Raw genomic sequence first — 25,716 nt, 5'->3', positions numbered from 1 at the left:
ATGCATCAAATTAACATGGTCATTATAATGCTAGGGTTTATTGTTCCAATAAAAGCCACCAAGGTATTTAACGGTGGTAAGGGTTCAATCTGCACGTCTGTTTTCGCTCCAATAGAGTGGGGAAATATAGGATGAGGAAATAATCGCTCTGCCATCATTTTCATCATGGCTTGCCCAAGCTTATTACACGGACTGCCGGTAAGTCTCGCTGAATGGCTGAGCATAGTTGATTCGCAGGCAGTTGCGATGCTTTCCTGAGGCAGAAAGTCTTTAATCGAGAGTAATGTGTACTTTATTTTTTGATTTTTACGTGACATTGTCACTTTTAAGGGGCAGTACCCGCCACTGTGCGAAAAGTGGCGGGTGTGATGTTGTTAAAGAGACTTATGCCTTGGTGCATTCCCCCCCGCAGGGCTTATCAGCATGGAGTATTTGGTATTAGTGACCATTGCTGTGATATTAACAGCTTCCTCTCGTAAAATATTGCGTATATTAACTGAGCCCGCCTTATTCTTTGATGCAGTAGGTTTGGGCTTTTTTGCTGCTTTTGGGGTGCATAAATCTTACAGTTTGTATGGCAATACCGAATTGGCCATATTTCTTGGTTGTATCAGCGCCGTAGGTGGCGGGGCATTACGGGATATCTTCTTACGAAGAGTACCCGCTATTTTTACTAAAGAAATATATGCATCAGCGGCACTTGCAGGCGCGGTTATTCAACTGGCGGGCGAGGTCGGATATATCAATAAGAACTATAGTTTATGGTTTGCCATCGGCACCTGTACCTTAATTCGTCTGCTTGCCATTAGGTTTAAACTCAACTTGCCAAGGATCCACCCATAATGTAAAGGGTTATGAATCAATAATCTAAGTCAATTCTGAAAATCATCAAAACGTTTAGATTTCATTTGTATTTTTTGCAAGATGTAAATAATACTTCTAAAGTTGTAAACGTTGTTGTGCTGATGCTTTCAGCGTTCTGTTTAAAAACACATGGCACTGAATAAAAACCATATTAATGTTGTTGTTAATTCAGGGCTTTTATGTGCCGGATTAAATTGACTTGGACTAACATGAATAAAATCTGTCTCGCTATCATTATGTTGTTGTCAGGTTGTGCTGACTTATCTTCAACGGTGACCAATACGATGGATGGTCTTGGAATGACCCCCGATTACGCAAAAGGGATGACAGCTGCAGACCTAAAAAGGGAGTCGATGAAAGTGTCTGTACCTGAGATTGCTGTCTCAGAAGGAACGCCAGAAGGCGCATTAGTTAAAAATGATGATAATGGACATCTTCTGTTTAAAACCGTCGTGAAAAATAAATGCTTTGATGAGTATATGGATGTGTATTATCCCAATGGGCAATTAAGAGCTCATACTCCGTTGGTGAAGTGTAAAGCGGAAGGGCTCTCGCAAAGCTATACCCAGGCTGGAAAGCTGAAAACGGAAATTTTTTATAAAAATGGGTTAGCGGATGGTGAAATCAAGGTATTTGACGACAATGGCAATGTGGTTAAAAAGATGCAGTACAAAAACGGTTATCCTGAATAGCAGCAGGAACATGAATAAGTCACATTCATCCCAATGAAATAATGTGCATGCTTATTATTTTATGATACCTATATATACCCAATAAACTTCAAGTTGCAGGGTCTACATGAGTGCATTATGCCGATAGTGTTTGATAAGGCCTATCGGCGAATCAATGGCAAAGCGACACCGTTTATTCCCCTCACTGCTAAAGCTCAACGGTTAACATTCCCCCAATGCGTTGTATGGTTTACATGACATTGCTGGCACGCTATTTTGCTCGACTGGCAAGTTATTGCGGGTTGATGATCTTCACAACAGGAAGCCTGATAAACCCGTCACGATTTCACAGTTGGGATAAAACATGACTATTACCGTAACGCTCACGTCTGATTTTGTTTGCCCTTGGTGTTTTATTGGTGAGCGCCGCTTGCAGCAGGCCATTCGTAATCTGGCTCAGGATGTTCAAGTCACTCTGGTGTGGCAGCCTTATGAGCTTAATCCAACGATGCCGGTGGAAGGGGTTGATCGCACCAGCTATCGCATCAAAAAATTTGGCAGCCTGGAATACAGCCAAATGCTGGATCAGCGTATCCTTGCGGCCTCTGCGAACGACGATATCCATTTCAATCACGCCGCTATCTTAAAAACGCCCAATACCTTTAAGGCGCATCGCCTGATGGGATGGGCGCGTCAGTTTGCTAAAGCAGATGATTTAGCCAATGCATTATTTAGCGGTTATTTTGAACATGGCCGAGACATTGGTGATAGCCATGTTCTTGCCGAGATTGCTGCAGAAAATGGCCTTGAGAGGGCACAGGCATTAGCCTATCTCAATAGCGATGCTGGTGTCATACAAACGCGTCAAGCGATTGCGCAGGTCGCTGATATTCAGGGCGTGCCGAACTTTGATATTGACGGAGAGATTATTTCTGGTGCTCATCCAGTGGGTATCATTCAAAACGCTTTGCAAGACGCTATTACGCGAAAACGAGGCGAGCAGGATTAAAAACGGGACGATTAAAAAATGGCTGCACGATTTGTCATAAATCACAGGCATGATTTGTCATAACTGGTTGCGATTTGGATGGTCGTTACTCGCTGAAATTCCTTGCGAACCATTAAGGGATAATGCATCTTGAGGGGCGATTGCTGGCGGGTTATTCGTTAGCAATCGTGACCTATCAATTTGCTTCATTTCACAGTAATACTAATAAAAAAGGGCCGTTATGACGTTAATGGATATTATCAGCCAAACGCCAGTTTTTGTATGGGTAATATTGGCTTGGCTGATTTATCGGGGTATTAATGCGTTGCAGGATCGTGAAATTTTATTGAAACGATTATTCCTCCTGCCACTAGTATTTCTTATTTTGGCCGGCTCTGCTGTTGCTGGGCAAGGTGAGTTAGCATTGGTATTTATGTTGCCTGGGTTATTAGTCGGTGGGCTTATCGGGCGGTTCTGTGCCCGTCGCTCACAACCCCTACGTGCTGGCAGCAAGCCAGGTTCAGTGATAAGACCGGGTTCTTATAGTACTTTATTATTGATTTTGTTTGCCTTTTTTACCAAGTTTGCGCTGATATCTTATGGTGCAACGCATCCAAAAGTACAAAAGCAATGGCTATATAATTCGGTATTTGGTGGCATCAGTGGTGTGACTGCTGGCTTATTCTGGGGGCTGATCTTAACGTTAGTGTTGCCTTTCCAACGCCAAAATAAAGCACGTTCTGCTGCACTGTAAGTGTAATAAATTAAAAATAAGCGGTTAAAGGCGGTCTGATTTAAAACGGGTGATATTCTATATCGCTGATTGGACCGCTGCCTTCACTCATGCAGGTATTCCCCCTCATAATCCATTTCACAAAAGTGTCATATTCGTTTGATATAGTTAGCTATCTATGTGAATTTCAAAAGAAATGGTTATGAGTCAATCTCAGCTTGAAGGGCAATTTATTGCCTCTCACTCCGATAAAAAAGCTTTCAGGAATGTGTTTTTCTCTTCTATCGTCGGGCGTTTTAAAACACGTAAATACAGCATTCTCTCTGGGTGTGTGGCGATTATTCTGCTGTTCTCTTCGCTGCAACTGTTTTCAACCTTCGTTTTATCGAAAATCCTTCACGTTACTAATAATAATGTGGCCGAAACATCGACGCTGCGACAAAGACAAATGATGCTGGACCACGCACGTATGGCATTAGTTATTGCCAGCGATAAGCTTAACCGGGCCGGCGTGTATTATATGGAAGATAAAGAAACTGGCTCGGTAGGCAGTTGGAATAGTTTGCTCAGTGAGGCGCAAGCCGCGCTAAAAGAGTCGGAACAATCGTATCGCCAATTTATTGCGTTGAGTCATCATATGCCTGCTAATCAACAGGCGGCGTTTACTGATTTAAAGACCAGCTATGAGTTATTCATGGGCGGTATTATTGAAGAAGCCGATGGCCTGAGTAAAAAAGGTAATATTGATGCCTTTTTTGAGGTGCCGATTCAGGCATTTCAGAGTGATTTCAATGATAAGTATTTCCAGTTTCAAGCCATTAGCGCGAAGAATTCTGATGATCTCAGCCATAATTTGTTAACGTCACTGGTTAAGGCGAAATGGCTCTCCGTCGCGACACTGATTTTTCTATTCATTATTGCGATAGTGGTGTGGTGGGGAGTGAATTCCTGGATTATTCGCCCACTGAAATCCGTTAATGCGCAATTAAGAATAATGGCGGAAGGGGATTTATCACCAGCCGATGATTTTACCGCCAAGGGCAGTCGTGAAGTTCGCCAACTAGCAGAAAGCATGCAGAGCATGCAATTGGGGTTGGTTAAATTAGTGGAAGATGTTCGTCAAGCATCGGGGCACATTAGTGTCAATATTGATCATATCGTTCAAGGTAATGAAGAACTCTCGCGGCAATCTTCGACGCATCTCTCATCGCTCAATGAGCGAGTGAAAAACAATGTGGCGCATGCACAATCGGCGAATACCGAGTCTGAGCAGGCGCGCACATTAGCGGCGGGGGGAAGCAGCATGATGCAAAAAGTTGAGCACTCAATGAAAGGCATCGTCAGCCAGTCTTCAGAGATGAGCGGTATTGTGGCGATGATAGAAAGCGTGGCGTTTCAGACTAATATTTTGGCACTCAATGCCGCTATTGAAGCGGCACACGCGGGTGTACAAGGCCGGGGATTTGCGGTGGTAGCGAAAGAAGTGGGGATGCTGGCGAGCAAAAGTAGCCAGTCTAGCCAGGATATTCACCAGCTGATCCGCAGCTCTGTCGAGCAAATTGGTAAAGGCGCTGATTCTGTCGGACACCTCGGCCAAAGTTTACAGCAAGTGATTACCGTTATCGAAAGGCTCAGTGCATTAGTCCAAGAAATTACTGACGGTTCCGTCCATCAAAGCCAAAGTATTGATGATGTTGCAGAGCGAATTTCGACACTGAATAAAGTGACTGAACGTAATCACGTATTGGTCAATGATACGGCCACATCCTCAACTAAGCTCTTTGGCCAATGCCAAAGCCTGCAACAGGCGATATCACGCTTTAGATTGCCAGCCTGATTTTTGTGTTACGGTTGTTTATAGCCCAAACACGAGGTGTGCGAGGGCTGTATTAACAAGGCGTTATTTGGCCAGTGTTTTAGCCCGCGGAATCGACTCTGACAGGACTTTGCGCAATGCGCGGTTATGCAAAGAATACACGAGCATCAGATAAAAGGTTCGCGAGTGAATGATAAAAAAACTTCCAATCACCAAGACAATACTGATGCCGCCGCTAAAGAGATTAACGCCTGACCAAGACACCTCGTTGGAATAACTTAGCAGGGTAGTGAAAAAGTATAGACTGGCGATGCGCAGGGTGACTGTGGCTAATACCAAATGTGCTCTGATTGCCGCCATAACACCTTTGCCAACCATAAAGACAATCACAGCATTTATGCCTGCAAAAACTAACGCAGTAGCAAACACTGCAACTAATACTGCATGTTCTGGCAACTAGAACCACGAAAAAATAGCCGACCATAGTGCAAATTGAGGGATAGAAAAGCTCAAAATGATGCCGAGCATACTCAATGCAAGTAGCAGCTCCATAGTATGAAACCCAACTGACAATCCCATTTCGTCTGACAACTTTTCTTTTATTACCTGCAGTTGCTTGCCTTTAGCGCGTTTTATCTCGCTTTCAGTTTGCGAACAGTAAGCCAATCGTGCCTTAAGCGTGTGGATCCACATTAGCGCTCCCATTAGTAGAGGATTGAGAAAACTGCAATAAGCTCCAAAGCATATTATCCACCATGTATAAATGTAGAGGATGACGAATAGTACCTGTTATTGCACCAGTGACAAAAACACAGTCATTAACAAGAGGGGAGGTCAATAGTTGCGCTTTGTAATTATATTAATTGTGGTGTTTTTGCGAATATAATACCGGGCATGGGTTGTCGTTAATATTGATTATCGTTAATAAGGAAGTGAGATGAATAAACATGTTGCACCAGTGGCACTGGAAAAAGCTTACCGCTTACTTAATCATGGGCCAACAGTATTGGTCTCAGCGAGTCATGATGGAGTCAAGGACGTGATGGCGGCGGCCTGGGCCTGCGCTCTGGATTTCACGCCACCAAAATTGACCGTGGTGTTAGATAAAATCTCTAAAACGCGTGAATTGATTGAGAAAAGCGGCACTTTTGTGATTCAAATTCCCACCGTGGCGCAGATGCAACTGACCTATGAACTCGGCAGCCACAGCCTGTTCACCGAACCTAATAAACTGCAAGACAGCGGCGTAGAGCTATTCAGTGTTGAAGGCCACGAGATGCCGTTTGTTGCCGGATGTTCCGGCTGGTTGGCATGCCGATTGATTAACGAGCCACATAATCAAGCCGCTCACGATTTGTTTATCGGTGAAGTGGTAGGAGCCTGGGCGGATAGCCGGGTATTCAGAGAAGGGCATTGGTATTTTGATACGGCTCCCGCAGAATTACGCAGTCTGCACTATATCGCCGGTGGCAATTTCTACACCATAGGCGAGTCATTACAGATTGAAAAGCCGTAGTGATAACGACGATAGCCAGCCAATGCTCAGAGATAATCTATTGGGTGGTTGGCTGTTTATTATTTTATTCATGGAGGAATACCTATCAACTTTACACAAGCAGAATTGCTTTCCCGCGATAAGACGGATTATCGCAAGCGGCTGGCGCTTATCGAAAAACTTCGCCAAGTACCCGGTAAGGAAAGCCAGACTATTTTGTTGCAGATTAAAGAAAAGGACTTTGTATTTAGCGTGCGAGTCGCCGCCTGGCAAGCGCTGTCAGAGCAGGGCGTTGTTTGCCCGCAACCGAAAGAAAAATCAACCTTTACCGTCTATTTAGAAAAAGTATCCCGCACAATAAAAAGAGTTCTGAAGTTCCTTTATGACCTCTCCTGGCTCTCGTAACGCTAAATTCTGTTTATGCCATTAGTGTTAACTTAACGGTTAATCTGGGGATATTCCCCACAAACATTTGCCATCTTTCATCTTATGTAATATTATAAGTTACATGAAAACAAACAACTCATTTTCCGCAACACTGCACATCCTGCTTCATCTTGAGGATGCCGATAAACCGCTAACGTCTGAACAGATGGCCGCTTTCATTGAAAGTAACCCGGTGGTGATACGTAAGCTGCTCGCCGGGCTACGTAAGAGCAAAATTGTTTGCTCGTCGAAAGGACACCACGGGGGATGGACCCTGTGTAAACCGAGTAGTGCGGTCACCTTATATGATATCTACGCCGCACTGGGTTCCCCGGAAATTTTTGCGCTCGGTCATCGTAATGACAACCCCAATTGCCTGGTCGAGCAAGGTGTAAACCGTGTGATGTCAGAGACTTTTCACCAAGCAGAAACGCTTATTTTAGATAGATTTAAGAGCCTTACTCTACAAGATATAGGCACAGAGTTTATTAACTACCTCAACGATAAGGGACAACATAATGACTGATATTTTAGCCTCGGACCTGTCCGTATGCCTGATGATCGCCTTGGCGTCAGCGAGCATATCAATGACCATCACCCAGACTGAGTTATTTGCTGGATGGCGGGCATGGACGGCCAAGAAAAATCCGATGATCGGCCACCTTTTTCAATGCTTTTACTGCTTGAGTCATTGGACGGTGATTGCCGGTATGGCCGTTTACCATCCGTACCTGCTGCATAGCGGCATCACGGCGATTGATTGGGTGATGACCGCTTTCATCACCCTGACGATTACCACATTTATTAATGGACTTATTTTCAAAGTATTCCAGGCCGCAGTAAGCACCCATGTGATGAAGTTCGAAGCGCATAAATTATTGAAGCCAAATGAGCAGTAAGTAGATAGTGGTTAAATCCTGAGCTTACCTCCAACTGACCCCACGTCTATCGTGGGGTTTTACTTTAACTATCCTATGGCAAGTAACGGATGTCATTTCGTGGCTTATTCTCAACACGCGGGGCAGTCACCAAAAATCAAAGCATTCCTGACGTGGATCAAAAGGTTTACCAGGAACACCTCTACCGAGAGAAGCTGAAGCCAGCTCCCGCTATCGTTTACTCAATATTTTATTATTGTGCGGTATAGCGCTTGAATTACCCAAATTGCTAGGTTAGAAGGGTACTGATAACGCTAATATACCTAGCAAAATAATAATTTCTAAGGAGATAAGATGAGTGTTGAACGTGTTCGTCAGTTTCTCGCAGAGCATGCCCCCGATATTAACGTCACCGTACATGAAAAACCGACGGCAACGGTGCAGCAAGCGGCAGAAGCCTTTGAAGTAGAAAACGGACAGATAGCTAAGACCTTGTCATGTAAGGTTAATGAGCAAGTGGTATTGTTGGTAATGGCGGGCACCTCGCGCATAGACAATAAGAAATTTAAACAATTTTTTGGCGTGAAGGCTCGAATGCTACCAACGGAAGAGGTGGCAATCTTGACCGGTTATCACCCTGGTGGTGTGTGTCCTTTCGCTGCTCTCGATGGCGTCAACGTTTATTGCGATCAAAGTCTGAATCAGTATGACGAAGTGATCCCCGCCGGAGGAAGCGCTAATTCTGGCGTTAAAATTACGCCAGAACGGCTTGCCAGTATTACCCGTGCGACCTGGATAGATGTTGCCTGCTAATTTAATCCTATACTCGTCATACTTGACGCTGTTTCTGCGTAGGCTTGACGCAACGCCAATTATTTTGGGTATATCTTTATAAAATCTTTCTTTTTATAATAATCAATTATTTATAATAATAATTGGCAATGACTCCAATTAGTAGAACATGTGTTTTTCGATAAAGGCACCGATGACTTTTTCATGCAGCTCAACAGAGCGTGAGAAGCAGATGGTTCTGCGGGCCAGCCTTTTGATTCGGGTTCTCAGCGTCAGGTTATTGCGCTCAATGCGCTGAGTAAAAATCTTGCCGGTCAGATGCTTATCCTTCGGCACCTCTCTGGCATAACTCCCCCATTCGTCGCTGGTTATCATGCCAATGTTAAAAGGTGTGAGCAGTGCCAGTAATGCCGGGCTTTACTGCCGACAAAGCTCCATTGCTCGTCGAGTTCACAGATAAGCGTAACATCAGCATGGGCTACCGGAGATGACGTTATTCGTCGTGGCGAGAGTTTTTTAAAGTGCGAATGACGGTGTTAATGCCGACTTTCAGTACCCTGGCGGTATCACGAACTCCGGCACCGTTGAAGGCCATCTCGGTGATCTGCTCTTTAACTCCCGGTTTACGGGCCTCGTAAGAGTAAGTGAGCTGAAACACGCGGTGGCAGTCACGGCAGCGAAACCGGTCATGCCCTTTAGGGTTCTGACCATGACGGTAAACCCGGGCGGACTGACAACGGGGACAATGAACGGTAACACTGACCATGAGTGAACCTTAAAATCGGGCATTATACATCACATTCAACCAATTAGAGGCATTACCTGAAACTGCTTATGGTGCACTGGTTTCCTATCTAAAGGGGACTCATGGCTACAAAAAGTGGGAAACAGAAGAGATGGTGAGAACTTCTCGTGATTTCAAAGCTCTTGGTGTTGACAACTTTCGCACGAAAGCTGCTCGCGAAGTTCGCGATCACGCACTAGAAAAAGGACAAGTTAATTTCCTTATTCAGGCATTTAGATACCGTGGTAAAGCGAACTATCGTGACTCTATATTTTTATCCTACGGTGACAACAACGAAGCTACTATAGAAGAATTTATCCAAGATTTGTATGACGTCGCTATTGGCTTCATTAGGGCAACTTCGCATTATTGCAGTCGAAGAGTCGAGAGAGGTACGTGGGCTGAGTTTGTCGAGGATATTTCTGATAACTCAAGGTTGTCTATTGACTCTGTCGTGCTTGAAGTATAACAAACAATTTAAGTTTTGATGGCCATGTTCGGGTGCTCACTTCCCCGGCTGGTTCAGCGAGCTTTATTGAGTTCGAACCAGGTGAACGCCCTATGCAACTTTTCCATATGCCAGATGAAGAAGGTACTCAATGGCAAGCTGCTTTCCATGATTTCGGTTACTTCCCGGGCCAGTTCATGGCCCGTCGGTTTGACATAACCAGTGCGCCCAGCCACCTGGCCAGACCTTTGAGCAAATCTGGGAGCGCTTCGACCGCCAGGGTTACATCTGGCTGGCGCGCAAACCCGGTGACGATCTGGTGATCGTTGGCACCTTCCTGCACTGATTTAAATTTTATTATATCAGGCAGTTTTTTACTTTGATTAGACTTCAAACAACAATGCATAGAGGGAACCATGAAAAAGCCACAACAGATGTACGACCTGCAAATTCCTGATGACGACTATAAAATGGCAGCAGTCATGGAACGTGATAAGTTGAACTTTGAGTCTCCCAACAAATGGTTTTACGTGGGTGCTGACAGCCGAGACCTCGGCTTTGCGAAAGTAGGAATTACGATGGGCGATTTAACATCCCGCTCATACGGCACCAACAACCCTAATTTCTACCTGTTCTGCGCCTTTCAGTGCCAGCAAAGCACAACGGAAGCTCAGCTCAAAAGCATTGAAAAAAGCGCTATAAGCTATCTCGATGGTGTGTTCTGCGCCGAAAACGGTCAGACAAAGCGGGCGCGTCACATGGAGTCACAACGCCTGTCAGAGTGTTATTACGATGTAAATTTCGAGGATTTTTTTGTCGAGGTGCATGACTACCTATTGGATAATCACGTCAGCTATTTCCAGACTTGTGGTTTCGAAAATGAAGCAGGCGGTGATGAAGGCTATGCACTTGCGTGGGAGTTCAGTTCTCTCCTTAAACCCGAAGTTAAAAGGTATTTCCTGAACAGGATCCTCCGGGGGTGATAAATTAAGTACCTCTCTCACAAAGAAAAGCGCCCGTAGAGGCGCTTATTTTATGGGCGTTAATTAGTTAATGTCGTGTTTTTTCTTTAACTTACTAATTGCATCAGATTTTTTTCACATTCATCAAATACTCGAATGTAACGACGGTAATCGTTTTCAGTGTCATTTGCCCAGGAATAAAGAAAACAGCGTTTCTCCGCTTTTCCTTCTGAACGATGGCGCCATGATGCATTAACTTCGTAAAGAGTATACGGAAGTTCCTCTTCATTGAACTGAAGTGGCACACTGAATTTGGCCGCCTGAAAAGAGCTGATTTTATTCGGCATACTATTTAAAAAAAAACATCGCGAGATCAACAATAGCTGCCAACGTCCGATTTTGGCTCAGACCAGACAGTCAGGTATGCTGTGTTCTATCAACAAAACCGGTCTGTACAAGTCCGAACTGATACAAATTAAGACTCCCAAGGAATGATACCCTGGGAGTCTTAATTTATTTTTTCGCTTTCCTGAGTTCTCTTATAAGAAAAGGCGAAAGAAGGTCTTCAACTTTGATAGGGGTTGTTAAATCAACAGCATTTATTATATCTAGTACGGCCATTGTGTTCAGTTCCAACTTTTTTGCCATTTCATCACGCTCGTTTCGCATTCGTAAAGCCTGTTTCCTATACGTTTCATTTGCTTTCCTACCATTAACCAAAGTAGCGATTTCATTAATATCCATATCCATTTGGTTTAACTGACGTTTTTGATAGTCACGTATCATCTCTTTGCGGTTAGGTGTTGATAGAGTGCTGAGTGACCCTGTCACATAGCCTTTCAGCAAAAGACGTTTGTGTAATGTAGCCGCTTTAATCGGGGCATGTTCTATTCCTTCTCGAACCATAGCCAAAAGCTCGGACTCGATGTATTTATCTAATTCGCTACCAGCTAATCGCTTGTTATTATCCATTATTAGTATCCATTCTAGCTTGTTGTGCTTTTTTTCGCTTATGCTCAATGAAGAAAAGGTCTGCGAGTGTATTAGGTGTTTTGCCTATAGCCATTTGTGTTTCAATACGTTTAAAAATAGGTAGCAGAGGGTTAGCTTCATTATGAGATAAAATAGAAATGAATTTTTTATCCCTTAATGAAACAAAGGTGTTTTTTTCAAACTCTTCTAGAATTAAAAGCGACTCTTTGGCTTCATTTAAAGCAGATGTGTATCCTGGATCCTCATCAACCAACTCCTCTAATTTTTTGATATCTATTTCTCGTTGAGCAATCTGTTTACGAATGATAAATATCTCCTTGGGATGACCTGAGAGCGTGAAATATCCACAGGGTAAACCAGATTGGCATTTCATCGCAAAAGGGCATCCCCAACGGCCAATATCGCGTGTACAGCAACCTAATTCGAGAGGATGGAGTAACGCATGCCGTGATATTAATTCAGATGCTTCTTTATCTTTTTGTGATGTAATTAAAGCAGCATGAGCAGCTTTTAATTCAGGTAAAAATGAATCAGAAATGGTACTGGTTATATAATTAGCAACCTCTTTATTAGTTTGGCCATAGGTCTGCAAGTTTGTTTTAAAATTAGTTTCAATATTTACCGTTAGGTCGATCAGCATCATCCCAGTTTCTTTAAGAAACGAATTTGAGTGATTCAAGTCCGGTGCTTGAACTGAAATGTTTTCTCTACGGTAAATTGACAATTGATGATCAATGCCGGTTTGGTTTTTATTAGAACGGTCCTCTAACATCATTGTTGATAAGGATGCAGCACGAAAACTTTGCGATTCAGCCACATGTTGGTAATGGATGTTCTGTGTTATGTCCATTCTCCCCATTAACATCGCTTGTAAGTGATCAGTTACCTCGGCAATGGCTAAAAACGTATTAATATTATGCCGAGGGAAATGAGTGCCCATAGAGATACGAGAACCATCATCTTCAGTCATTCCTAGCATTTCGAAAAAAGATTTGCGATTCGGTTCCGCTCCCAGCCAAGCCAAGATATTAGCCGAATCAACTGGAACAGGATTCGATAAAATGATGAGATTTTTATTCAAAGCAAAAGATCCGATAGGGGCTATAAATAATAAGTCTTCATATAAAAACTTGTGGGATTGTCCACTTTCTTTGATCATCATTGAACATTCATCACCAACTTGAAACGCTTTTAATTTTTCATATCTAGATTTTATAAATTGATTGACTTGTTGCTTTGTGAAGAAAAAATGCTTATCTACCTTATTTATTTCCTCAATATGAACTGGCTGCATTCCAATACCATGATTTTTGAAAGATGAAATTATTGAGCGTCTGAAACCACCATTACCACGGATACCACCACTACCTTGGAATATGATGTTTTCTAGCTCTGATACTTCTATTAAATCCCGATCTAAGTCTAAAAGTGGAGGAGGGAGATAATTCATAAAACTGGATTTTCTGTAATTATTTAATCGCTTTCTGCTATCTGAGGTTAGTTCTTTTACTGCATTAAAAATAGACTCAACTAGAGGTATTGTGCTGGGTGCCAACCAATGAATTCGCCAACCAGCCTTTTTTGCCCCTAAATATCTGATGCCTAGATGATATATTGGTAATCCATTACTTCTTGCATGTTCAATCTTATCCAAATCGATAATCTCTCGTTTAACTAAAGCATCTATAGTTAAACATTGAGCCTCTCTGAAACGAAAACCAGTAACGATTAATAGCATCATGAAATTCAAAAATACTTTTTCAGCATCAGTTTTTGCCAAATAAATCATTTCAACAATATGCATAAATGTACGAATTGTTATTAACTTTTCATCATCTGTATGTTCGCCAGTCATCTCGGCCAATTTACGCTTTTTGGTGTTATGTGTAGGGTTACGACAGGGATATTTATTGATGCATTCAATATTAGTGAGTGTGAAATTTTGTGTACGTAAAATTCGAGCTAATAGCACTGCTATATCACAATAATCACTAACATTTGATTTACTCGATGAGTTGTCATAATGCCTTTTCATCGCACTATAGACAATATCAGCAGTTAGATAGATTGGGGATGTTTGACTCGTTAATATGAATAATTCATGATACCAACGTTTTAATACATTAAGCCTTTTATCTAATGCAATACCAGATAAGGACATATTTTTGGTGAAAATCTCAGAAATAATAATAGCCTTCATAAACTCGATATATTGGCAATTAACCTCTAATTTTTCCAAACCATTCATTTTATATGTGGATGCAAAATTTAAATTACCAGCCCCTCCTTGACGAAACCAGGCCACACCTTTTTCACCAAAAAACCATTGAGGATCATACCAAGAAATCATGCCCTCACAACCATATTCAGCTAATTTTAACTCGAAAATCTCTTTCTGTTTTAAGATGAATTTTTTTAAGTTATCTAGTTGTATTTGCATATTAAAAATCATTCCTTGATGAATATAATTGGATCCTAGTCATAACCATCATTACATATTGTTTTCTTCTGGTTATTTCAGCAATTAATGGATGAGATTCAATGTGACTAGAATCTGCTTGTTTTATTAGTTGAATCAACTCTTCATTTATTGAATCAAACACCTTCTGATGTTCACCATCTATAAAAGGTTTAAAATAAAGGCATCCGTAGCAAGCTCTGACCTGAGAGAATGGGCAGAGAGCATTGTCGTAAGTACAACCCCCGATATTAAAATGAAATTGATTGTTAATATTTCCTGCCACTTTACGACCAATCCAGTCATTTCTTTGAACTAAACTACCTGTCATCATTAAAGCAATCATGTTCTGAAAAACAGGGTTGGAACCTAATGCATTTTCTCTAATTTCAGCCAAGCTTCGTGTTGATGAAATATAATATCCCGCAGCAACCGTACTTGAATGGCCTAAGATATAGGCTATTTCTTCAGCGCTAGAGCCGTTAAGAGCCATTGAATGTCCAACATTATGTCGAAATAAAGATGAAGTGTACCTCGGTACAATGGTCGCATTGTTTTTTACTGCATCTTGAAAATCTAATGATGAAAAACGTATTAATTGACGATTGATTGCATCATTAACCATAGTGATGGAGCTTACTTTTTGTGGAAGTAGTGGATCACTGGATGTAAGTTGGGTAAGTGATATATATAAACAAATTAATTTACCTAGCTCATCAGGTAATGCTACTGCAATCCGTTCAATGTTTACTTTCGTTTTTTTTGCATATGGGATCATTACTGAAAATCGGGTCGTTAAATTCGATTGAGCATCAATACAAATATCTTGTACAGCAATTTTGGAAAGCTGCACAGGCCTTGCGCCTGTGATAAAACACAAACCAAGTATGATACAGTCAAGTAACTGACTTTCTACCTGAAGTTCTTTTATTTTTGTCAATAGCTCTTTTTTTTCTTTAGGCGAATTCAAAGTAGGTGTATACCTTGTAGCCCATTCTGTTAACCCATTTTCAATCAATGAAATAACTGAAGAAGGTAGTACATTGTCAATGTTTTTATAAACACCAAAATCACCTGTTTTTGGTCTAGGAATGAATAAAAGCTTATCCTCCAAATCCTCACAACTATTTTTCTAAGCTGTTCACTTGCTGCATCAAGTAGACCATTTAACCGACTGTTAATACCGTATTGTTTTTTAAGCCTAACTTCCTCATCAAATAACTTATTGTAAATATATCCTAAGGTGATATATGCCCATGAATGTCTACCAACATGAGGAGTGATCTTAGGCATTAAGGTATGAAAATCTTTGTCAGAATATAAGCTATTATAATGTGAATTTATTTTGGAATAATATTTTTGGACCGTGTCATATGTTATGGGCCTGCATGAACCTCGATTGGTAATAAATAAAAGTTGCGAATCATTTACAATCGACTTATCAGTGTTAATGAATAATGGGTTCCTTAATTCATTAATATAATAGTAATCTTTCTCATCTAAAAGAATTTCACGCAGGGAAAATCTATTTTTTATTGTTATTGGTTCTTTTCTAGGGTCTCTAATATGACTAGGTAGATTATTTACAGATAGAATGTAACGAATTTCACCTAAATTTATTTTCCCAAAACTCAAAGAAATACTTCAGCGTGAACAATTCTTTTTCTTGAGTGCGAAAGCGTAGAAGTGAAAGCTTTCTTATTGAGTATATTGCAACAAACAAGGATGGAAGAGTTGTCTGCTCATCGATTAAGGTCAGTATATGTTTCTTATCTATGCGTAAATGTTGTATCGAGTATCCCATTGAAATTCTCAGATTGGCTAGAAGTGAAGTTATTAAATTCTTAACGCGTATCTTAGTCAATAGGGCTTTGTAGTGCTAAATCATTGAAAGGATCCATCTCATGAAGTTATTGGTTATTACGTCCCATTTAACATAATATGCATTATGCGAACCAGTGTATGAAATGAAGAAATCTAGCGTTCTGGCTGGTTAATCATATTGGTTCTTTTTCGCTTCGTTATAGTCATTTATGAACCGAGTTACCTCATGCAACTTCATTTGTGGATTTTTAGTTCCTTGCCTATAGAGACGCGTTTCAGGTAATTCAACACCCAGAAGCTTATTGTTACTTAAACGTGCATTGTTATAATCAATCCAACCAATTTTAATCATTTTCAAAAAAGACTCTTCATCATCCAAATCACTTTTTATCATTCATTACGTTCAGCAGTTAATTCAGCTGCATCATCAGTAAGTTGCATCCATTGATCCGCATTCTTAGAGCGATAAATCCAACCTTCATCAAAATCATCCATCATGATTATATTCCCTTCATTCATCGTAAGCGTTAGATTATTAATTTCATTAGTATTATAAATTTCACTTATGTTATTTGCAACCTAAACACTGTTATAACCAACTTTTGCGCACAATCATTGATTTTACAAGGTACGCAGAATTCGCGCACGAATAAGAATATACATCACAGATGATGTCTTCATTTTTAGAATTAGAATCAAATAACCAACCGATTAAAGGAATATCGGAAGCCCCTGGTGTTGATGTCGAAGAATTAACTGCATTGTGCTGGATCAAACCACCGATTAGCAACGTATCACCGTCTTTAAGTTGAACGGTTGTATCAATCATTCGCTGATTAAAGACGATATCAGACGTCGATAAAATGTTCAAAATACTGTCAGCCTTTGATTCTATGGTTAACATAATTTATCACCATTCAGAACAACAGGAACCACATCAAGGGAAATGCCGATATTTCGTCCCTAAAACGATATGAACCTTACATTCACTATATTTTCTCAGTTATTACAACCGCAGTCGCTTCGATTTCAACTAAAAGCCCGTTGAATGCTAGTCGTGGTACTGGAATCAAGGTACTCGCAGGATAAGGCCCCTCACCCCATATGCTTCGTGCGGCTGTTGACCAAATGGGCAGTAGTTCCTCAGAGTAGTTTACGATAAGTAAATTGATCCGTGTAACATCATGCACGTTAGCTCCTCCCGCTTGTAATGCAATAACCATATTAGCCAGAGCTTCATCTAATTGAGCAGTGAAATCTCGAACTCCACCATCGCCGATATGATATGAGCATTGACCTGATACATAAATGGTATTACCTGTAAGTGGCGCTACCACTACATGGGTATAACCACTTGGAGTTGGGTCATGTAAACCTTTAGGATTAAGGTGAATCAATTCATTAATCTGAGATATTTGCTGGTTTAATAACGGTTTTGACACTGTTAAATCCTTATTAATCAATAGATTATTGCCTTCACAATACGGTAGAACCATGTTGCTACTTGGTTAGTTACTAACTGAACATTACTCTAATCTTATGCGGGAAATATTCCAAGTATTTTCTTTGATTATTAAAGTCCCAGTGATGTGAGAATTTTTCCTTCATGATGTGACAGTGTCACATCTATATTGTAAAAAATTCAAACCCAAAAATACAAAACCTAGTTTAATTGGAAAAAACGATTCCATTTTTTATTGTGATTATTATTTTGCCTACAAAATATCACGTCAGTTATTGTTATAACTATATTAGATCAGATTTTATGATTATCTGATATGTCGAGTTGTGTTAAATTTATGTCCAACAATGCTGAAATACTTGCGTTAGAATAGAAAAATTCATTAAGTAACAATAACGAAACTGAGGTAGATATGATTATTTTAGTGACAGGTGCAACATCAGGATTTGGCGAAGCAATCGCTCGTCGTTTCATTCAACAAGGCGCTATCGTTATTGGTACCGGCCGCCGTATCGAGCGTTTAGAAGCCTTAAAACAAGAACTTGGTGAGCAGTTTCACCCTGTCATCTTAGACGTACAAGATAGAAATGCAATTCAAGTAGCTATCGAAAACTTACCTAGTTCGTTAAAAAATATCGATGTGCTCGTAAATAATGCTGGTTTAGCTCTTGGCGTAGAACCGGCATTCAGTGCCAATCCTGAAGATTGGGCAGTTATGATTGATACTAATACTAAAGGCTTGGTCAATATGACTTATGAAGTACTGCAAAATATGGTTACTAATAATCATGGCCACATTATTAATATTGGGTCAACAGCTGCAAATTGGCCTTATAAAGGTGGTAATGTTTATGGTGCAACTAAGGCATTTGTTAAACAATTCTCTTTAGGACTACGTGCGGACTTACAAGGTAAAAAAATACGAGTTACCGATATAGAGCCTGGTTTAGTCGGTGGAACCGAATTTTCTAATGTTAGACTCAAAGGTGATGATGATAAGGCTGCAAATATCTATAAAGGCGCAGATGCATTAACACCTGAAGATATTGCAGAAACAGTTTATTGGGTCGCTAATTTACCCGCACGAATGAATGTAAATACACTAGAATTGATGCCAGTTTGTCAAACTTTCGCAGGTTTAACAATTCATAAAGAAGTGTGATTTTTCGTACTTTTCTATGAGACTAAATGCAATATTTTTGTCTATACTGTGCAGATAGAAATAATTAGCAAGGAGCTGTAATGAAATCATCAAATAAATTCATCAAACGAGGTTTAGCCCTCTTATTCCTTAGTCTTCCTCTGTTAGGAATTTCATCTGCTCAGGCAGCAAATGTTAACTGTACAGCAGGAAGTACTTGTGTAACATCTGGAAATGTTGATAGCCAGTTGACTAAAGAGCAAGCGCGTCAAGAGAAAGAACAGTGGGATCAGACTCGTAATTTACGTACTAAGCTAAACTCTCGTACAGAAAAAGAATTCGATAAGATAGATTCGGCATTTGATAATAAAGATGCTTGTGAAAAGAGTCTTAACCTAAATGCCTATTGGGAGCCAAATACCAAGCGCTGCCTTGATGTAAATACAGGACGCCCGCTAGTGCGCCCTTAAGTTGTTTCATTTATTAAGGAGTTTTAATGAAAAAGACACTTTTATTGCCCGCACTATTTATGCTACTTGCTCCAGCGTTTGCACAAGCATCATGTGAAAGTGTAATCGAAGAAATTAAGCAAAAAATTATCAATAATGGCGTTCCTGCTGATAATTTTAGCTTAGTTGCTGTGCCAAATGATGAAGCAGAACAAGCACAAGGCCAGATTGTTGGTCATTGTCAAAATGAAACTTATAAAATCATCTATACACGCCACTAAGTTATATAGTACCTAATCTTATAGGGCGCATCAGCGCCCTTTTCAGTTATACTATTGAGTGATAGATAAGGATTCTTTTAATTTATCCTTATTTAAATAGTGGCAAAGTTCCTTCTGTTCTGGGCGTAATAAATATGGGATTTCACCCAATAATGGTGCTTTTAAATGCTTCTGCAATCGATTAATAATTTGAGCGTAATGTGCCAGCCCAGGATTAATTCGATTAGCAATCCAACCGACTAAAGGTAATCCATCTGCTTGTATCGCATCCGCAGTTAACAGTGTATGGTTAACGCATCCATGTTGGATCCCAACAACGAGTATAACTCCTACTTGTTGCTCTTTTAGCCAATCAGTATAGAACGTATTATCATCTAATAAGTAGCGCCAACCACCATTTCCTTCTATTATAACTGTATCGCATTGGCTATTAAGGTGGTTTAACCCCTGCTTTATTCGCGAAAAATCAATGACATTTTCGTGATTATAATTATCTTTGATTGTAATTGGATTCACATCATCGTATGAGACAAGATCTTGTGATGCTCCTTGAATTAATAATGCATCCTTATTTCTCATGCCTTCTGGGGTATCAATACATTTATCAGCAATAGGTTTATAACCTACCGCTTTAATTCCTTGGCCATTAAGAGCCTGCAATATCGCTAACGTGGATACTGTCTTCCCGACATCTGTATCTGTCCCGGTAATAAATAGATTCATCATGGTTGTTTTCTATCCTGAAGTGACAGACTACTGCATAAGTTGCAGTGAAAAATGATATGGAATCAGTTTATTGGAATGGGTTACTATAAAATTTGCGTTAGCTCAATTTTATAGTTAATAGTAAAAAATTTATTAATTTCGGTTAACCTTGCAACAGTTGAAGTAGCAATGAGCCATTGTACAATGCTTGTTGAATTAAGGCTGTTTCACTCTCTTTCTTGGAGATTATGGATTTTTCTATAAGCAAACCTTCATAATATAGAGGGATGACCTGCTTAACGCAATGTTGCTGTAATAGGGTGTGCAAGGTTCTTTCCACTCGGTTTAAAGGTGAATTAATTAAAATTAATTCTGTACCAAAAATGTTAATTAATACACTAAGCTGCTTTGCTAATAATTCTGTAATATTATTCAGTAAATGAAGACAAAGCGGATCTTTTTCATCAATCCCAATACAAATATTTTCAATGGTAACAGTACAATTAAAAAGATAGCTTGAGGGATATAAATTTAGTAGTTCAGTCGCTTGCCTTAAAATTGAAGGAGTGGAAACTATAGTTTCTAAACACCCTATTCCACCACAATAGCATAAATCACCATCGCTATGAGCTTGCACATGCCCAAAGTGTATTGCACGCCTTGTATTACTGTCTAAAGCAATTCCATTATTAATAATCGCTGCACTTACAATATCGTCAATTTGAAGGTAGATAATGTTCTTTGCAGTCCTTTTTGCATGTAATGAAAAATAATCGGTCAAAGCTAAAGCATTCACATAAGGCTGTATATAAGTAGGTAATCCAGTTTGTTCAGTTAAATAAGAACCTAAAGATAGATTATTAATATCATAATAAGGTAATTGGTAAATAACACCCGAATTAGGTTCTAATATACCATCTAAAATAATACTAATTGCTGTAACTCGCTCAAGATAATGTGAATACGTCGCAAAAAATTGATTGATTAACGATGCTAGTATCGTAGAAAACGCATCATTCCCCTTCACATTAAATGGATAATCATGTTCAACGATTGTTTGAGTATTAATTTCTTTTAAGCAAAGAATAACCGAATGATTTTCAATTCGAATTGATAAAAATTGCCATCCTTCACTTTCGATCACTAAACCAATCGCGGGTCTACCGCGTAAGCCAAGAACAGGAAATTCAATTTCTTTGACTAAATGCGCATCAATAAGCTCTCGAGTAATCTTTGTGATACTTGCTGGGGCTAACTGTGACTGCTTAGATAATGCAATGCGTGAGATTGGCCCATATTGATCAATTATACGGTAGACAATACCGGTGTTTAATTGTTTGATTTGATCGATATGACCCGTTTGATTTTCCATACTTAAGCATTAAATCCCATTATAAAGCAGTCAGTTATTGTGTGTAATATATGATATAACAGCCTCGATATACATATTAATTGTGAATTAAATCACGGTATTTATCCGACCATGTTTTTAATCAGTAAGTCAGTGAGCGTTTTAGCCGCCGCAGGTAGTACTCTACGCGTATTGTAGACTAACCAAACTTCAGATACTGCGTCGATATTTGAAAAATTGATATACTTTACGCCATCAATTTTCATCCGAGTAAAAGACTCCGTTACAATAGAAATACCCATCCCGGCAGAAACTAACCCAAGAATGGTCATTGCTTCCCCTGCTTCTTGTGTGATTTTTGGAGTAACACCGGCTGAAGTGAGTAAATGATTGATTTCATCGTACAATGCAGTCCCAACTTCTCGTTCAAAAAATACCAGTGGATAGTCAGCCAGTAAACGAATATCGACCCCTGTCTGCTCGTACATCAATAAAGGATGACCTTCATACACAGCAACCATAAAGGGCTCTTTAGATAACAGCTGGTAGTCTAACTGTTCAGGTAAAATCGTATTGCGCATGATACCAATATCGAGTCTCCCTGTTAGCAAAGGTGCAATTTGTTGCTTGGTATTCATTTGATGCATATGAATAGCGACTTCAGGAAATGCTTCACGATATTGACGTAAACTCATGGTGACTTTATTCATAAAAGGCGTTGTAGATGTAAAACCGATAGAAAGCTCACCTAACTCCCCTTTTTCCATTCTTTCAGCTTTGCTTACAGCAGCATCCACTTGGGACAATATTTGATAGGCTTCTTTGAGAAACATATTGCCTGCGGGTGTTAACGAAACATTTCTATTATTACGCTCCAATAATTTTGCTTTGACTTGTTCTTCAAGGGATTGAATTTGCTGACTTAATGGTGGTTGTGAAATATGCAAACGCTCTGCTGCACGGCCAAAGTGTAGCTCTTCAGCAACGGCAATAAAATAACGTAAATGTCTTAACTCAATAGCCATTATTTGATACTTTTAAAATATTATTTGTAATGATTAATATATTAGACAAAATATTTCAATTTTCCTATTCTTTGATCGAAATCAATTGGGTTGTTATGGCAAGGGATCACTATGGAACATTCATCAAATAGTCTTACGACTGACAGTACTGCTAACGGAGAACGCTCTAACCCCATAAATACACCACCGAAAAAACATTATATTCAACGTGATGATGCGCTGTATTTACGAGTTACACTATCTTTTTTTACTGTCGGTTTGGCAACATTTGCTTTGCTTTATTTTGTACAGCCTATTTTACCTATGCTATCAGAAGATTTTAATGTTTCCCCTGCAACCGCCAGTCTTTCACTATCTCTATCCACTGGGTTTATGGCTTTAGGTTTACTCATCACAGGTCCTATTTCAGATGCGATTGGTCGCAAAAATGTCATGGTTATCGCATTAACCAGTGCAGCTTTGTTTACGTTACTGAGTGCTTTTATGCAAAGTTGGCAGGGGATCTTAATCGCGAGAGCACTTGTGGGGTTATCATTAAGCGGTGTGGCGGCTGTTGCTATGACTTACCTTAGTGAAGAAATCCATCCAAGTTATGTTGCTTTATCTATGGGATTATACATCAGTGGTAATTCTATCGGTGGGATGAGTGGACGCCTTGTAACGGGTGTCATTGCTGACTTTTATTCTTGGCGTGTTGCTGTCGTATTACTTGGTTCCCTTGCCTTAATCGCGGCGATTGGCTTTTGGCGATTACTTCCTCCATCACAACATTTTAGAGCGAGTTCTTTAAAACCGAAAAGTTTATGGGTAAATTTACGGCTTCATTTTCGTGATAAAGGTTTACCTTGGTTATTCGCTGAAGGCTTCGTCTTGATGGGTGGTTTTGTCACCATGTATAACTATATTGGTTATCGGCTATTAGAGTCGCCTTATAATCTTAGCCAAGCGACTGTAGGTTTTCTTTCAATCATTTACTTGACGGGCACATACAGTGCATCTAAGTCAGGACATTTGACCAGTAAATTTGGTTTAGCAAAAGTATTAATTGCTGCACTAGCCTTTATGCTTACAGGAATATTGCTGACATTGTTTGCAAATTTTTGGATTATTTTATTTGGTATGACCGTACTAACAACGGGGTTCTTTGCTGCGCATTCAGTGGCAAGTAGCTGGGTTGGACACCGAGCTAAACGAGCTCGTGGGCAAGCCTCTTCGCTGTATCTCTTTAGTTATTATTCAGGTTCAAGTGTTGCTGGAACAGTTGGTGGGATTTTCTGGTTACAATATGGGTGGAATGGTGTTGCTTTGTTTATTAGCGGTATGCTGCTTATTGGTCTTTTAATTGCATATAAACTGAAAGTCAGCTGTTAACGAGCAATATTTTAACTAATCAACGTGTTCTCGTTTGGCAATATCTATTAAATGATGGAATGTATTTCAAGCTTAAAATAAGAAAAGATATTGCCTCATTTAAAACGAGGATAGCGAATGAAAAATTTATTACTACTTTCCCTTTTATTTTGTTTTTCAAACACAATATGGGCTCATGGTTACGTTGAAGTACCTAACAGCCGTGCGTATTTATGTAAACTTACTGCAAATATTGACTGTGGGGATATTCAATACGAACCTCAATCCATCGAAGGCGCAAAAGGTTTTCCTGCATTGGGCCCGGAAGATGGGGAAATTGCTAGTGCAGGTATTAGCAGTTTTGCAAATTTAGATGTTCAAAATGAAAAACGATGGATAAAAAATATCATTACTAATTCTCAAATAATGTTCAATTGGCGTATAACTGCCCGTCATAAGACAACTAAATGGGAATATTTTATTACTAAATCTAACTGGAATCCAAATCAACCACTTACGCGTTCTCAATTAGTGTTGGAACCTTTTTGCCAATTTCATAAAGTTGAATTTCCAAATCCAGTTGTCGAACAGCACTGTAAACTACCATCAGAAAACAAGGGCTATCACATAGTTTTAGCCGTTTGGACCATTGAAGATACGCCTAATGCATTTTATCAAGTTGTTGATCTCGATATTAAATAATTAAACCTATAACTATGTTCAATTAAGACGGAAATGAATAACTGTTTATTTAGTTTTTGAGCATAGTTTAATTGCACTTTTGCTGATGTTTGTTATTATCAATTACCCTGCATGTTGTAACTAACTGATGATATATAATAATGAACAATGCTAAATACTCTTTAATTTCCCAATTTAACTTGCTAGAAAGCAAAATTAGCCAATTAAATCTGTTGATTGCTAAACAAACTACTATTAATGCGGCTGTATTTCGCCTTCCTGATACAATAAAAGGTGATGAAAATAGTGAAATTAACGAAATAATTGTCAATAAAATAACGGGCCAAGAAGCGATTAAAGCAGCTATTGCGCATTTTAGTTTGTTATTTATTCACGATAAGTCTGACGTGATAAGTAATAAATCAGCGATCCGTTTACCTGGCGCAATCTGTATAGAAACGCCCTATTCAACCTATATCGCATTTCAAACGTTGCTTGACGAGATCAATTCACTAAAATTACAAATAAAACAAATTGTCACGAAACTCTCTGGAGTTGATGAGTCACAACGTTTTGAATTTATTCATAGTAGCCTTCATGGTTTACTTACGCTTAATACATACCGTGCCCTAACCTATTTGGTAGATGTAGATACAGTTCGATTTGGCTGGGCAAATAAAAAAGTAATTAATAAAACTACCAAGGAAAAAATATTAAATAAATTACAAGCAATCCTTGAAAATGGCCGTAAGCCTCAAGGTATGGATAATAAATATTGGGTAGGTCAAATAGAACAAGAAATTTTATTGATCAGTAAACTTAGCCACAATGCGGTATTGAAAACACAACGACCTGTAAAGGTTCAACCTATAGCGAGAGTTTGGGATAAAGATCAGCAAAAGCAAACACAATTTGCTTGTGCAAACCCTTTAATTATATTCGCGGTTGAGAAATCACTCGATGATATTTTAATAGGTACCCTGCCTGACTATCATGTAGATGTAATAGCGCTTCGAAATCGCCCTAGATCCAAGCCAGTTGAACTGTTGATCTCAAGACTTAATTTATATATTGAACAGTAAAAAGCACCCGTTATTACTAAGCAGGTGCTTTTTTATCAAGTAATCAGAGAGAGATAT

General features: G+C 39.7%; 30 protein-coding genes and 1 pseudogene. 18 read left to right on the top strand and 13 right to left on the bottom strand.

What is annotated here, in order from left to right; translation table 11 throughout:
• Positions 1-5: 5 nt before the first annotated feature.
• Entirely contained in the window at positions 6-317 is a 312-nt protein-coding gene (locus OOA_RS21235) for a hypothetical protein (RefSeq protein WP_008911125.1), read from the bottom strand.
• Positions 318-423: 106 nt separating this feature from the next.
• Here OOA_RS21235 and OOA_RS05390 point away from each other — a divergent pair, with 106 nt between their 5' ends.
• The 5 genes from OOA_RS05390 to OOA_RS05370 all read left to right on the top strand — a co-directional run bounded on the left by OOA_RS05390 (position 424) and on the right by OOA_RS05370 (position 5,093).
• Positions 424-843 (top strand): trimeric intracellular cation channel family protein, encoded by a 420-nt coding sequence (locus tag OOA_RS05390; RefSeq protein WP_008911124.1) that lies wholly within the window; start codon positions 424-426, stop codon positions 841-843.
• A 230-nt stretch (positions 844-1,073) separates the two neighbouring features.
• Entirely contained in the window at positions 1,074-1,556 is a 483-nt protein-coding gene (locus OOA_RS05385; RefSeq protein ID WP_236611167.1) for a toxin-antitoxin system YwqK family antitoxin, read from the top strand.
• A 343-nt stretch (positions 1,557-1,899) separates the two neighbouring features.
• On the top strand, positions 1,900-2,544 hold the full coding sequence (locus OOA_RS05380; RefSeq protein WP_008911122.1) for a DsbA family oxidoreductase: 645 nt from the start codon (positions 1,900-1,902) through the stop codon (positions 2,542-2,544).
• 220 nt (positions 2,545-2,764) lie between these two features.
• Positions 2,765-3,277: a hypothetical protein gene (locus OOA_RS05375; protein WP_008911121.1), complete on the top strand. Its 513-nt coding sequence runs from the start codon at positions 2,765-2,767 to the stop codon at positions 3,275-3,277.
• Positions 3,278-3,452: 175 nt separating this feature from the next.
• A complete protein-coding gene (locus OOA_RS05370; protein ID WP_083880263.1) occupies positions 3,453-5,093 on the top strand; it encodes a methyl-accepting chemotaxis protein in 1,641 nt (546 codons plus the stop codon).
• 63 nt (positions 5,094-5,156) lie between these two features.
• Here OOA_RS05370 and OOA_RS20265 read toward each other — a convergent pair whose 3' ends face one another.
• The gene (locus OOA_RS20265; RefSeq protein ID WP_008911119.1) at positions 5,157-5,528 is read right to left on the bottom strand and encodes a hypothetical protein; all 372 of its coding nucleotides are present in this window, start codon (positions 5,526-5,528) and stop codon (positions 5,157-5,159) included.
• Positions 5,529-6,009: 481 nt separating this feature from the next.
• On the opposite strand from OOA_RS20265, the gene OOA_RS05360 reads away from it, so the two are divergent.
• The 5 genes from OOA_RS05360 to OOA_RS05340 all read left to right on the top strand — a co-directional run bounded on the left by OOA_RS05360 (position 6,010) and on the right by OOA_RS05340 (position 8,684).
• A complete protein-coding gene (locus tag OOA_RS05360) occupies positions 6,010-6,588 on the top strand; it encodes a flavin reductase family protein (RefSeq protein WP_008911117.1) in 579 nt (192 codons plus the stop codon).
• 48 nt (positions 6,589-6,636) lie between these two features.
• Complete coding sequence (locus OOA_RS19745; protein WP_008911116.1) at positions 6,637-6,972, top strand: hypothetical protein; 336 nt, start codon at positions 6,637-6,639, stop codon at positions 6,970-6,972.
• Between the two features lie 103 nt (positions 6,973-7,075).
• Positions 7,076-7,519 carry an Rrf2 family transcriptional regulator gene (locus OOA_RS05350; RefSeq protein WP_008911115.1) on the top strand — a complete coding sequence of 148 codons (444 nt, stop codon included), beginning with the start codon at positions 7,076-7,078 and terminating at the stop codon, positions 7,517-7,519.
• Positions 7,512-7,892: a hypothetical protein gene (locus OOA_RS21230; protein ID WP_008911114.1), complete on the top strand. Its 381-nt coding sequence runs from the start codon at positions 7,512-7,514 to the stop codon at positions 7,890-7,892. Before OOA_RS05350 ends, OOA_RS21230 begins: the two co-directional genes overlap by 8 nt.
• Positions 7,893-8,225: 333 nt before the next feature.
• Positions 8,226-8,684, top strand: coding sequence for a YbaK/EbsC family protein (locus OOA_RS05340; RefSeq protein WP_008911113.1), 459 nt, complete (start codon positions 8,226-8,228; stop codon positions 8,682-8,684).
• Positions 8,685-8,822: 138 nt separating this feature from the next.
• Here OOA_RS05340 and OOA_RS20255 read toward each other — a convergent pair.
• Positions 8,823-9,429 (bottom strand): annotated as a pseudogene (locus OOA_RS20255) (IS1 family transposase).
• 130 nt (positions 9,430-9,559) lie between these two features.
• Between OOA_RS20255 and OOA_RS05335 the strand changes: the two are divergent.
• Together OOA_RS05335 and OOA_RS21225 are read left to right on the top strand one after the other, a co-directional pair.
• Entirely contained in the window at positions 9,560-9,916 is a 357-nt protein-coding gene (locus OOA_RS05335; protein ID WP_008911111.1) for a hypothetical protein, read from the top strand.
• Between the two features lie 395 nt (positions 9,917-10,311).
• A complete protein-coding gene (locus OOA_RS21225; protein WP_008911109.1) occupies positions 10,312-10,878 on the top strand; it encodes a hypothetical protein in 567 nt (188 codons plus the stop codon).
• Positions 10,879-10,964: 86 nt separating this feature from the next.
• On the opposite strand, the gene OOA_RS05320 is transcribed toward OOA_RS21225, so the two are convergent.
• From OOA_RS05320 to OOA_RS05290, 7 genes are all read right to left on the bottom strand, one after another.
• Positions 10,965-11,162 (bottom strand): hypothetical protein, encoded by a 198-nt coding sequence (locus tag OOA_RS05320; protein WP_148284497.1) that lies wholly within the window; start codon positions 11,160-11,162, stop codon positions 10,965-10,967.
• A gap of 208 nt (positions 11,163-11,370) precedes the next feature.
• Positions 11,371-11,829: a hypothetical protein gene (locus OOA_RS05315; RefSeq protein WP_008911107.1), complete on the bottom strand. Its 459-nt coding sequence runs from the start codon at positions 11,827-11,829 to the stop codon at positions 11,371-11,373.
• Positions 11,822-14,290 (bottom strand): hypothetical protein, encoded by a 2,469-nt coding sequence (locus OOA_RS05310; RefSeq protein ID WP_040690821.1) that lies wholly within the window; start codon positions 14,288-14,290, stop codon positions 11,822-11,824. The genes OOA_RS05315 and OOA_RS05310 overlap by 8 nt, the downstream gene beginning before the upstream one ends.
• Position 14,291: 1 nt before the next feature.
• Positions 14,292-15,422 (bottom strand): site-specific integrase, encoded by a 1,131-nt coding sequence (locus OOA_RS05305; protein ID WP_148284496.1) that lies wholly within the window; start codon positions 15,420-15,422, stop codon positions 14,292-14,294.
• A gap of 879 nt (positions 15,423-16,301) precedes the next feature.
• Positions 16,302-16,484 (bottom strand): hypothetical protein, encoded by a 183-nt coding sequence (locus OOA_RS05300; RefSeq protein WP_236611198.1) that lies wholly within the window; start codon positions 16,482-16,484, stop codon positions 16,302-16,304.
• 237 nt (positions 16,485-16,721) lie between these two features.
• The gene (locus OOA_RS05295; RefSeq protein WP_008911102.1) at positions 16,722-17,036 is read right to left on the bottom strand and encodes a pilus assembly protein PilQ; all 315 of its coding nucleotides are present in this window, start codon (positions 17,034-17,036) and stop codon (positions 16,722-16,724) included.
• Between the two features lie 85 nt (positions 17,037-17,121).
• Complete coding sequence (locus tag OOA_RS05290) at positions 17,122-17,574, bottom strand: RidA family protein (protein WP_008911101.1); 453 nt, start codon at positions 17,572-17,574, stop codon at positions 17,122-17,124.
• 432 nt (positions 17,575-18,006) lie between these two features.
• Between OOA_RS05290 and ydfG the strand changes: the two genes are divergently transcribed.
• The 3 genes from ydfG (at position 18,007) to OOA_RS05275 (ending at position 19,465) form a co-directional block, all read left to right on the top strand.
• Positions 18,007-18,756: a bifunctional NADP-dependent 3-hydroxy acid dehydrogenase/3-hydroxypropionate dehydrogenase YdfG gene (gene ydfG, locus OOA_RS05285; protein ID WP_008911100.1), complete on the top strand. Its 750-nt coding sequence runs from the start codon at positions 18,007-18,009 to the stop codon at positions 18,754-18,756.
• Between the two features lie 80 nt (positions 18,757-18,836).
• A complete protein-coding gene (locus OOA_RS05280; protein ID WP_008911099.1) occupies positions 18,837-19,205 on the top strand; it encodes a DUF1283 family protein in 369 nt (122 codons plus the stop codon).
• Between the two features lie 26 nt (positions 19,206-19,231).
• Entirely contained in the window at positions 19,232-19,465 is a 234-nt protein-coding gene (locus tag OOA_RS05275; RefSeq protein WP_008911098.1) for a DUF1161 domain-containing protein, read from the top strand.
• 51 nt (positions 19,466-19,516) lie between these two features.
• Here the strand turns inward: OOA_RS05275 and bioD are convergent, their stop codons facing one another.
• The 3 genes from bioD to OOA_RS05260 all read right to left on the bottom strand — a co-directional run bounded on the left by bioD (position 19,517) and on the right by OOA_RS05260 (position 22,546).
• On the bottom strand, positions 19,517-20,191 hold the full coding sequence (gene bioD, locus OOA_RS05270) for a dethiobiotin synthase (protein ID WP_008911097.1): 675 nt from the start codon (positions 20,189-20,191) through the stop codon (positions 19,517-19,519).
• 142 nt (positions 20,192-20,333) lie between these two features.
• Positions 20,334-21,542 carry an ROK family protein gene (locus tag OOA_RS05265; RefSeq protein WP_008911096.1) on the bottom strand — a complete coding sequence of 403 codons (1,209 nt, stop codon included), beginning with the start codon at positions 21,540-21,542 and terminating at the stop codon, positions 20,334-20,336.
• Between the two features lie 101 nt (positions 21,543-21,643).
• A complete protein-coding gene (locus OOA_RS05260) occupies positions 21,644-22,546 on the bottom strand; it encodes a LysR family transcriptional regulator (protein WP_008911095.1) in 903 nt (300 codons plus the stop codon).
• 111 nt (positions 22,547-22,657) lie between these two features.
• Here OOA_RS05260 and OOA_RS05255 point away from each other — a divergent pair, with 111 nt between their 5' ends.
• The 3 genes from OOA_RS05255 to tus all read left to right on the top strand — a co-directional run bounded on the left by OOA_RS05255 (position 22,658) and on the right by tus (position 25,659).
• Complete coding sequence (locus OOA_RS05255) at positions 22,658-23,917, top strand: MFS transporter (protein WP_008911094.1); 1,260 nt, start codon at positions 22,658-22,660, stop codon at positions 23,915-23,917.
• Positions 23,918-24,034: 117 nt separating this feature from the next.
• On the top strand, positions 24,035-24,598 hold the full coding sequence (locus tag OOA_RS05250) for a lytic polysaccharide monooxygenase (protein ID WP_008911093.1): 564 nt from the start codon (positions 24,035-24,037) through the stop codon (positions 24,596-24,598).
• Positions 24,599-24,738: 140 nt separating this feature from the next.
• Positions 24,739-25,659 carry a DNA replication terminus site-binding protein gene (tus, locus tag OOA_RS05245; protein ID WP_008911092.1) on the top strand — a complete coding sequence of 307 codons (921 nt, stop codon included), beginning with the start codon at positions 24,739-24,741 and terminating at the stop codon, positions 25,657-25,659.
• Positions 25,660-25,716 lie beyond the last annotated feature (57 nt).

The organism is Providencia burhodogranariea DSM 19968, from assembly GCF_000314855.2.
Taxonomy (GTDB): Bacteria; Pseudomonadota; Gammaproteobacteria; order Enterobacterales; family Enterobacteriaceae; genus Providencia; species Providencia burhodogranariea.
The sequence above is the reverse complement of the archived record's forward strand: the minus strand, read 5'-3'. Positions and strand labels throughout refer to the sequence as shown.

Excerpts from the sequence above, each read along its gene's own strand:
- OOA_RS05250 (WP_008911093.1), top strand. The coding sequence starts at position 24,035 with ATGAAAAATTTATTACTACTTTCCCTTTTATTTTGTTTTTCAAACACA.
- OOA_RS21225 (WP_008911109.1), top strand. The coding sequence starts at position 10,312 with ATGAAAAAGCCACAACAGATGTACGACCTGCAAATTCCTGATGACGAC.
- OOA_RS05315 (WP_008911107.1), bottom strand. The coding sequence starts at position 11,829 with ATGGATAATAACAAGCGATTAGCTGGTAGCGAATTAGATAAATACATC.
- OOA_RS05360 (WP_008911117.1), top strand. The coding sequence starts at position 6,010 with ATGAATAAACATGTTGCACCAGTGGCACTGGAAAAAGCTTACCGCTTA.
- OOA_RS05300 (WP_236611198.1), bottom strand. The coding sequence starts at position 16,484 with ATGATTAAAATTGGTTGGATTGATTATAACAATGCACGTTTAAGTAAC.
- ydfG (WP_008911100.1), top strand. The coding sequence starts at position 18,007 with ATGATTATTTTAGTGACAGGTGCAACATCAGGATTTGGCGAAGCAATC.
- OOA_RS05260 (WP_008911095.1), bottom strand. The coding sequence starts at position 22,546 with ATGGCTATTGAGTTAAGACATTTACGTTATTTTATTGCCGTTGCTGAA.
- OOA_RS05295 (WP_008911102.1), bottom strand. The coding sequence starts at position 17,036 with ATGTTAACCATAGAATCAAAGGCTGACAGTATTTTGAACATTTTATCG.
- OOA_RS05390 (WP_008911124.1), top strand. The coding sequence starts at position 424 with ATGGAGTATTTGGTATTAGTGACCATTGCTGTGATATTAACAGCTTCC.
- bioD (WP_008911097.1), bottom strand. The coding sequence starts at position 20,191 with ATGATGAATCTATTTATTACCGGGACAGATACAGATGTCGGGAAGACA.
- OOA_RS21235 (WP_008911125.1), bottom strand. The coding sequence starts at position 317 with ATGTCACGTAAAAATCAAAAAATAAAGTACACATTACTCTCGATTAAA.
- tus (WP_008911092.1), top strand. The coding sequence starts at position 24,739 with ATGAACAATGCTAAATACTCTTTAATTTCCCAATTTAACTTGCTAGAA.
- OOA_RS05255 (WP_008911094.1), top strand. The coding sequence starts at position 22,658 with ATGGAACATTCATCAAATAGTCTTACGACTGACAGTACTGCTAACGGA.
- OOA_RS05310 (WP_040690821.1), bottom strand. The coding sequence starts at position 14,290 with ATGCAAATACAACTAGATAACTTAAAAAAATTCATCTTAAAACAGAAA.
- OOA_RS05340 (WP_008911113.1), top strand. The coding sequence starts at position 8,226 with ATGAGTGTTGAACGTGTTCGTCAGTTTCTCGCAGAGCATGCCCCCGAT.
- OOA_RS05335 (WP_008911111.1), top strand. The coding sequence starts at position 9,560 with ATGGTGAGAACTTCTCGTGATTTCAAAGCTCTTGGTGTTGACAACTTT.
- OOA_RS05350 (WP_008911115.1), top strand. The coding sequence starts at position 7,076 with ATGAAAACAAACAACTCATTTTCCGCAACACTGCACATCCTGCTTCAT.
- OOA_RS05385 (WP_236611167.1), top strand. The coding sequence starts at position 1,074 with ATGAATAAAATCTGTCTCGCTATCATTATGTTGTTGTCAGGTTGTGCT.
- OOA_RS21230 (WP_008911114.1), top strand. The coding sequence starts at position 7,512 with ATGACTGATATTTTAGCCTCGGACCTGTCCGTATGCCTGATGATCGCC.
- OOA_RS05275 (WP_008911098.1), top strand. The coding sequence starts at position 19,232 with ATGAAAAAGACACTTTTATTGCCCGCACTATTTATGCTACTTGCTCCA.
- OOA_RS05265 (WP_008911096.1), bottom strand. The coding sequence starts at position 21,542 with ATGGAAAATCAAACGGGTCATATCGATCAAATCAAACAATTAAACACC.
- OOA_RS05380 (WP_008911122.1), top strand. The coding sequence starts at position 1,900 with ATGACTATTACCGTAACGCTCACGTCTGATTTTGTTTGCCCTTGGTGT.
- OOA_RS05280 (WP_008911099.1), top strand. The coding sequence starts at position 18,837 with ATGAAATCATCAAATAAATTCATCAAACGAGGTTTAGCCCTCTTATTC.
- OOA_RS05370 (WP_083880263.1), top strand. The coding sequence starts at position 3,453 with ATGGTTATGAGTCAATCTCAGCTTGAAGGGCAATTTATTGCCTCTCAC.
- OOA_RS05375 (WP_008911121.1), top strand. The coding sequence starts at position 2,765 with ATGACGTTAATGGATATTATCAGCCAAACGCCAGTTTTTGTATGGGTA.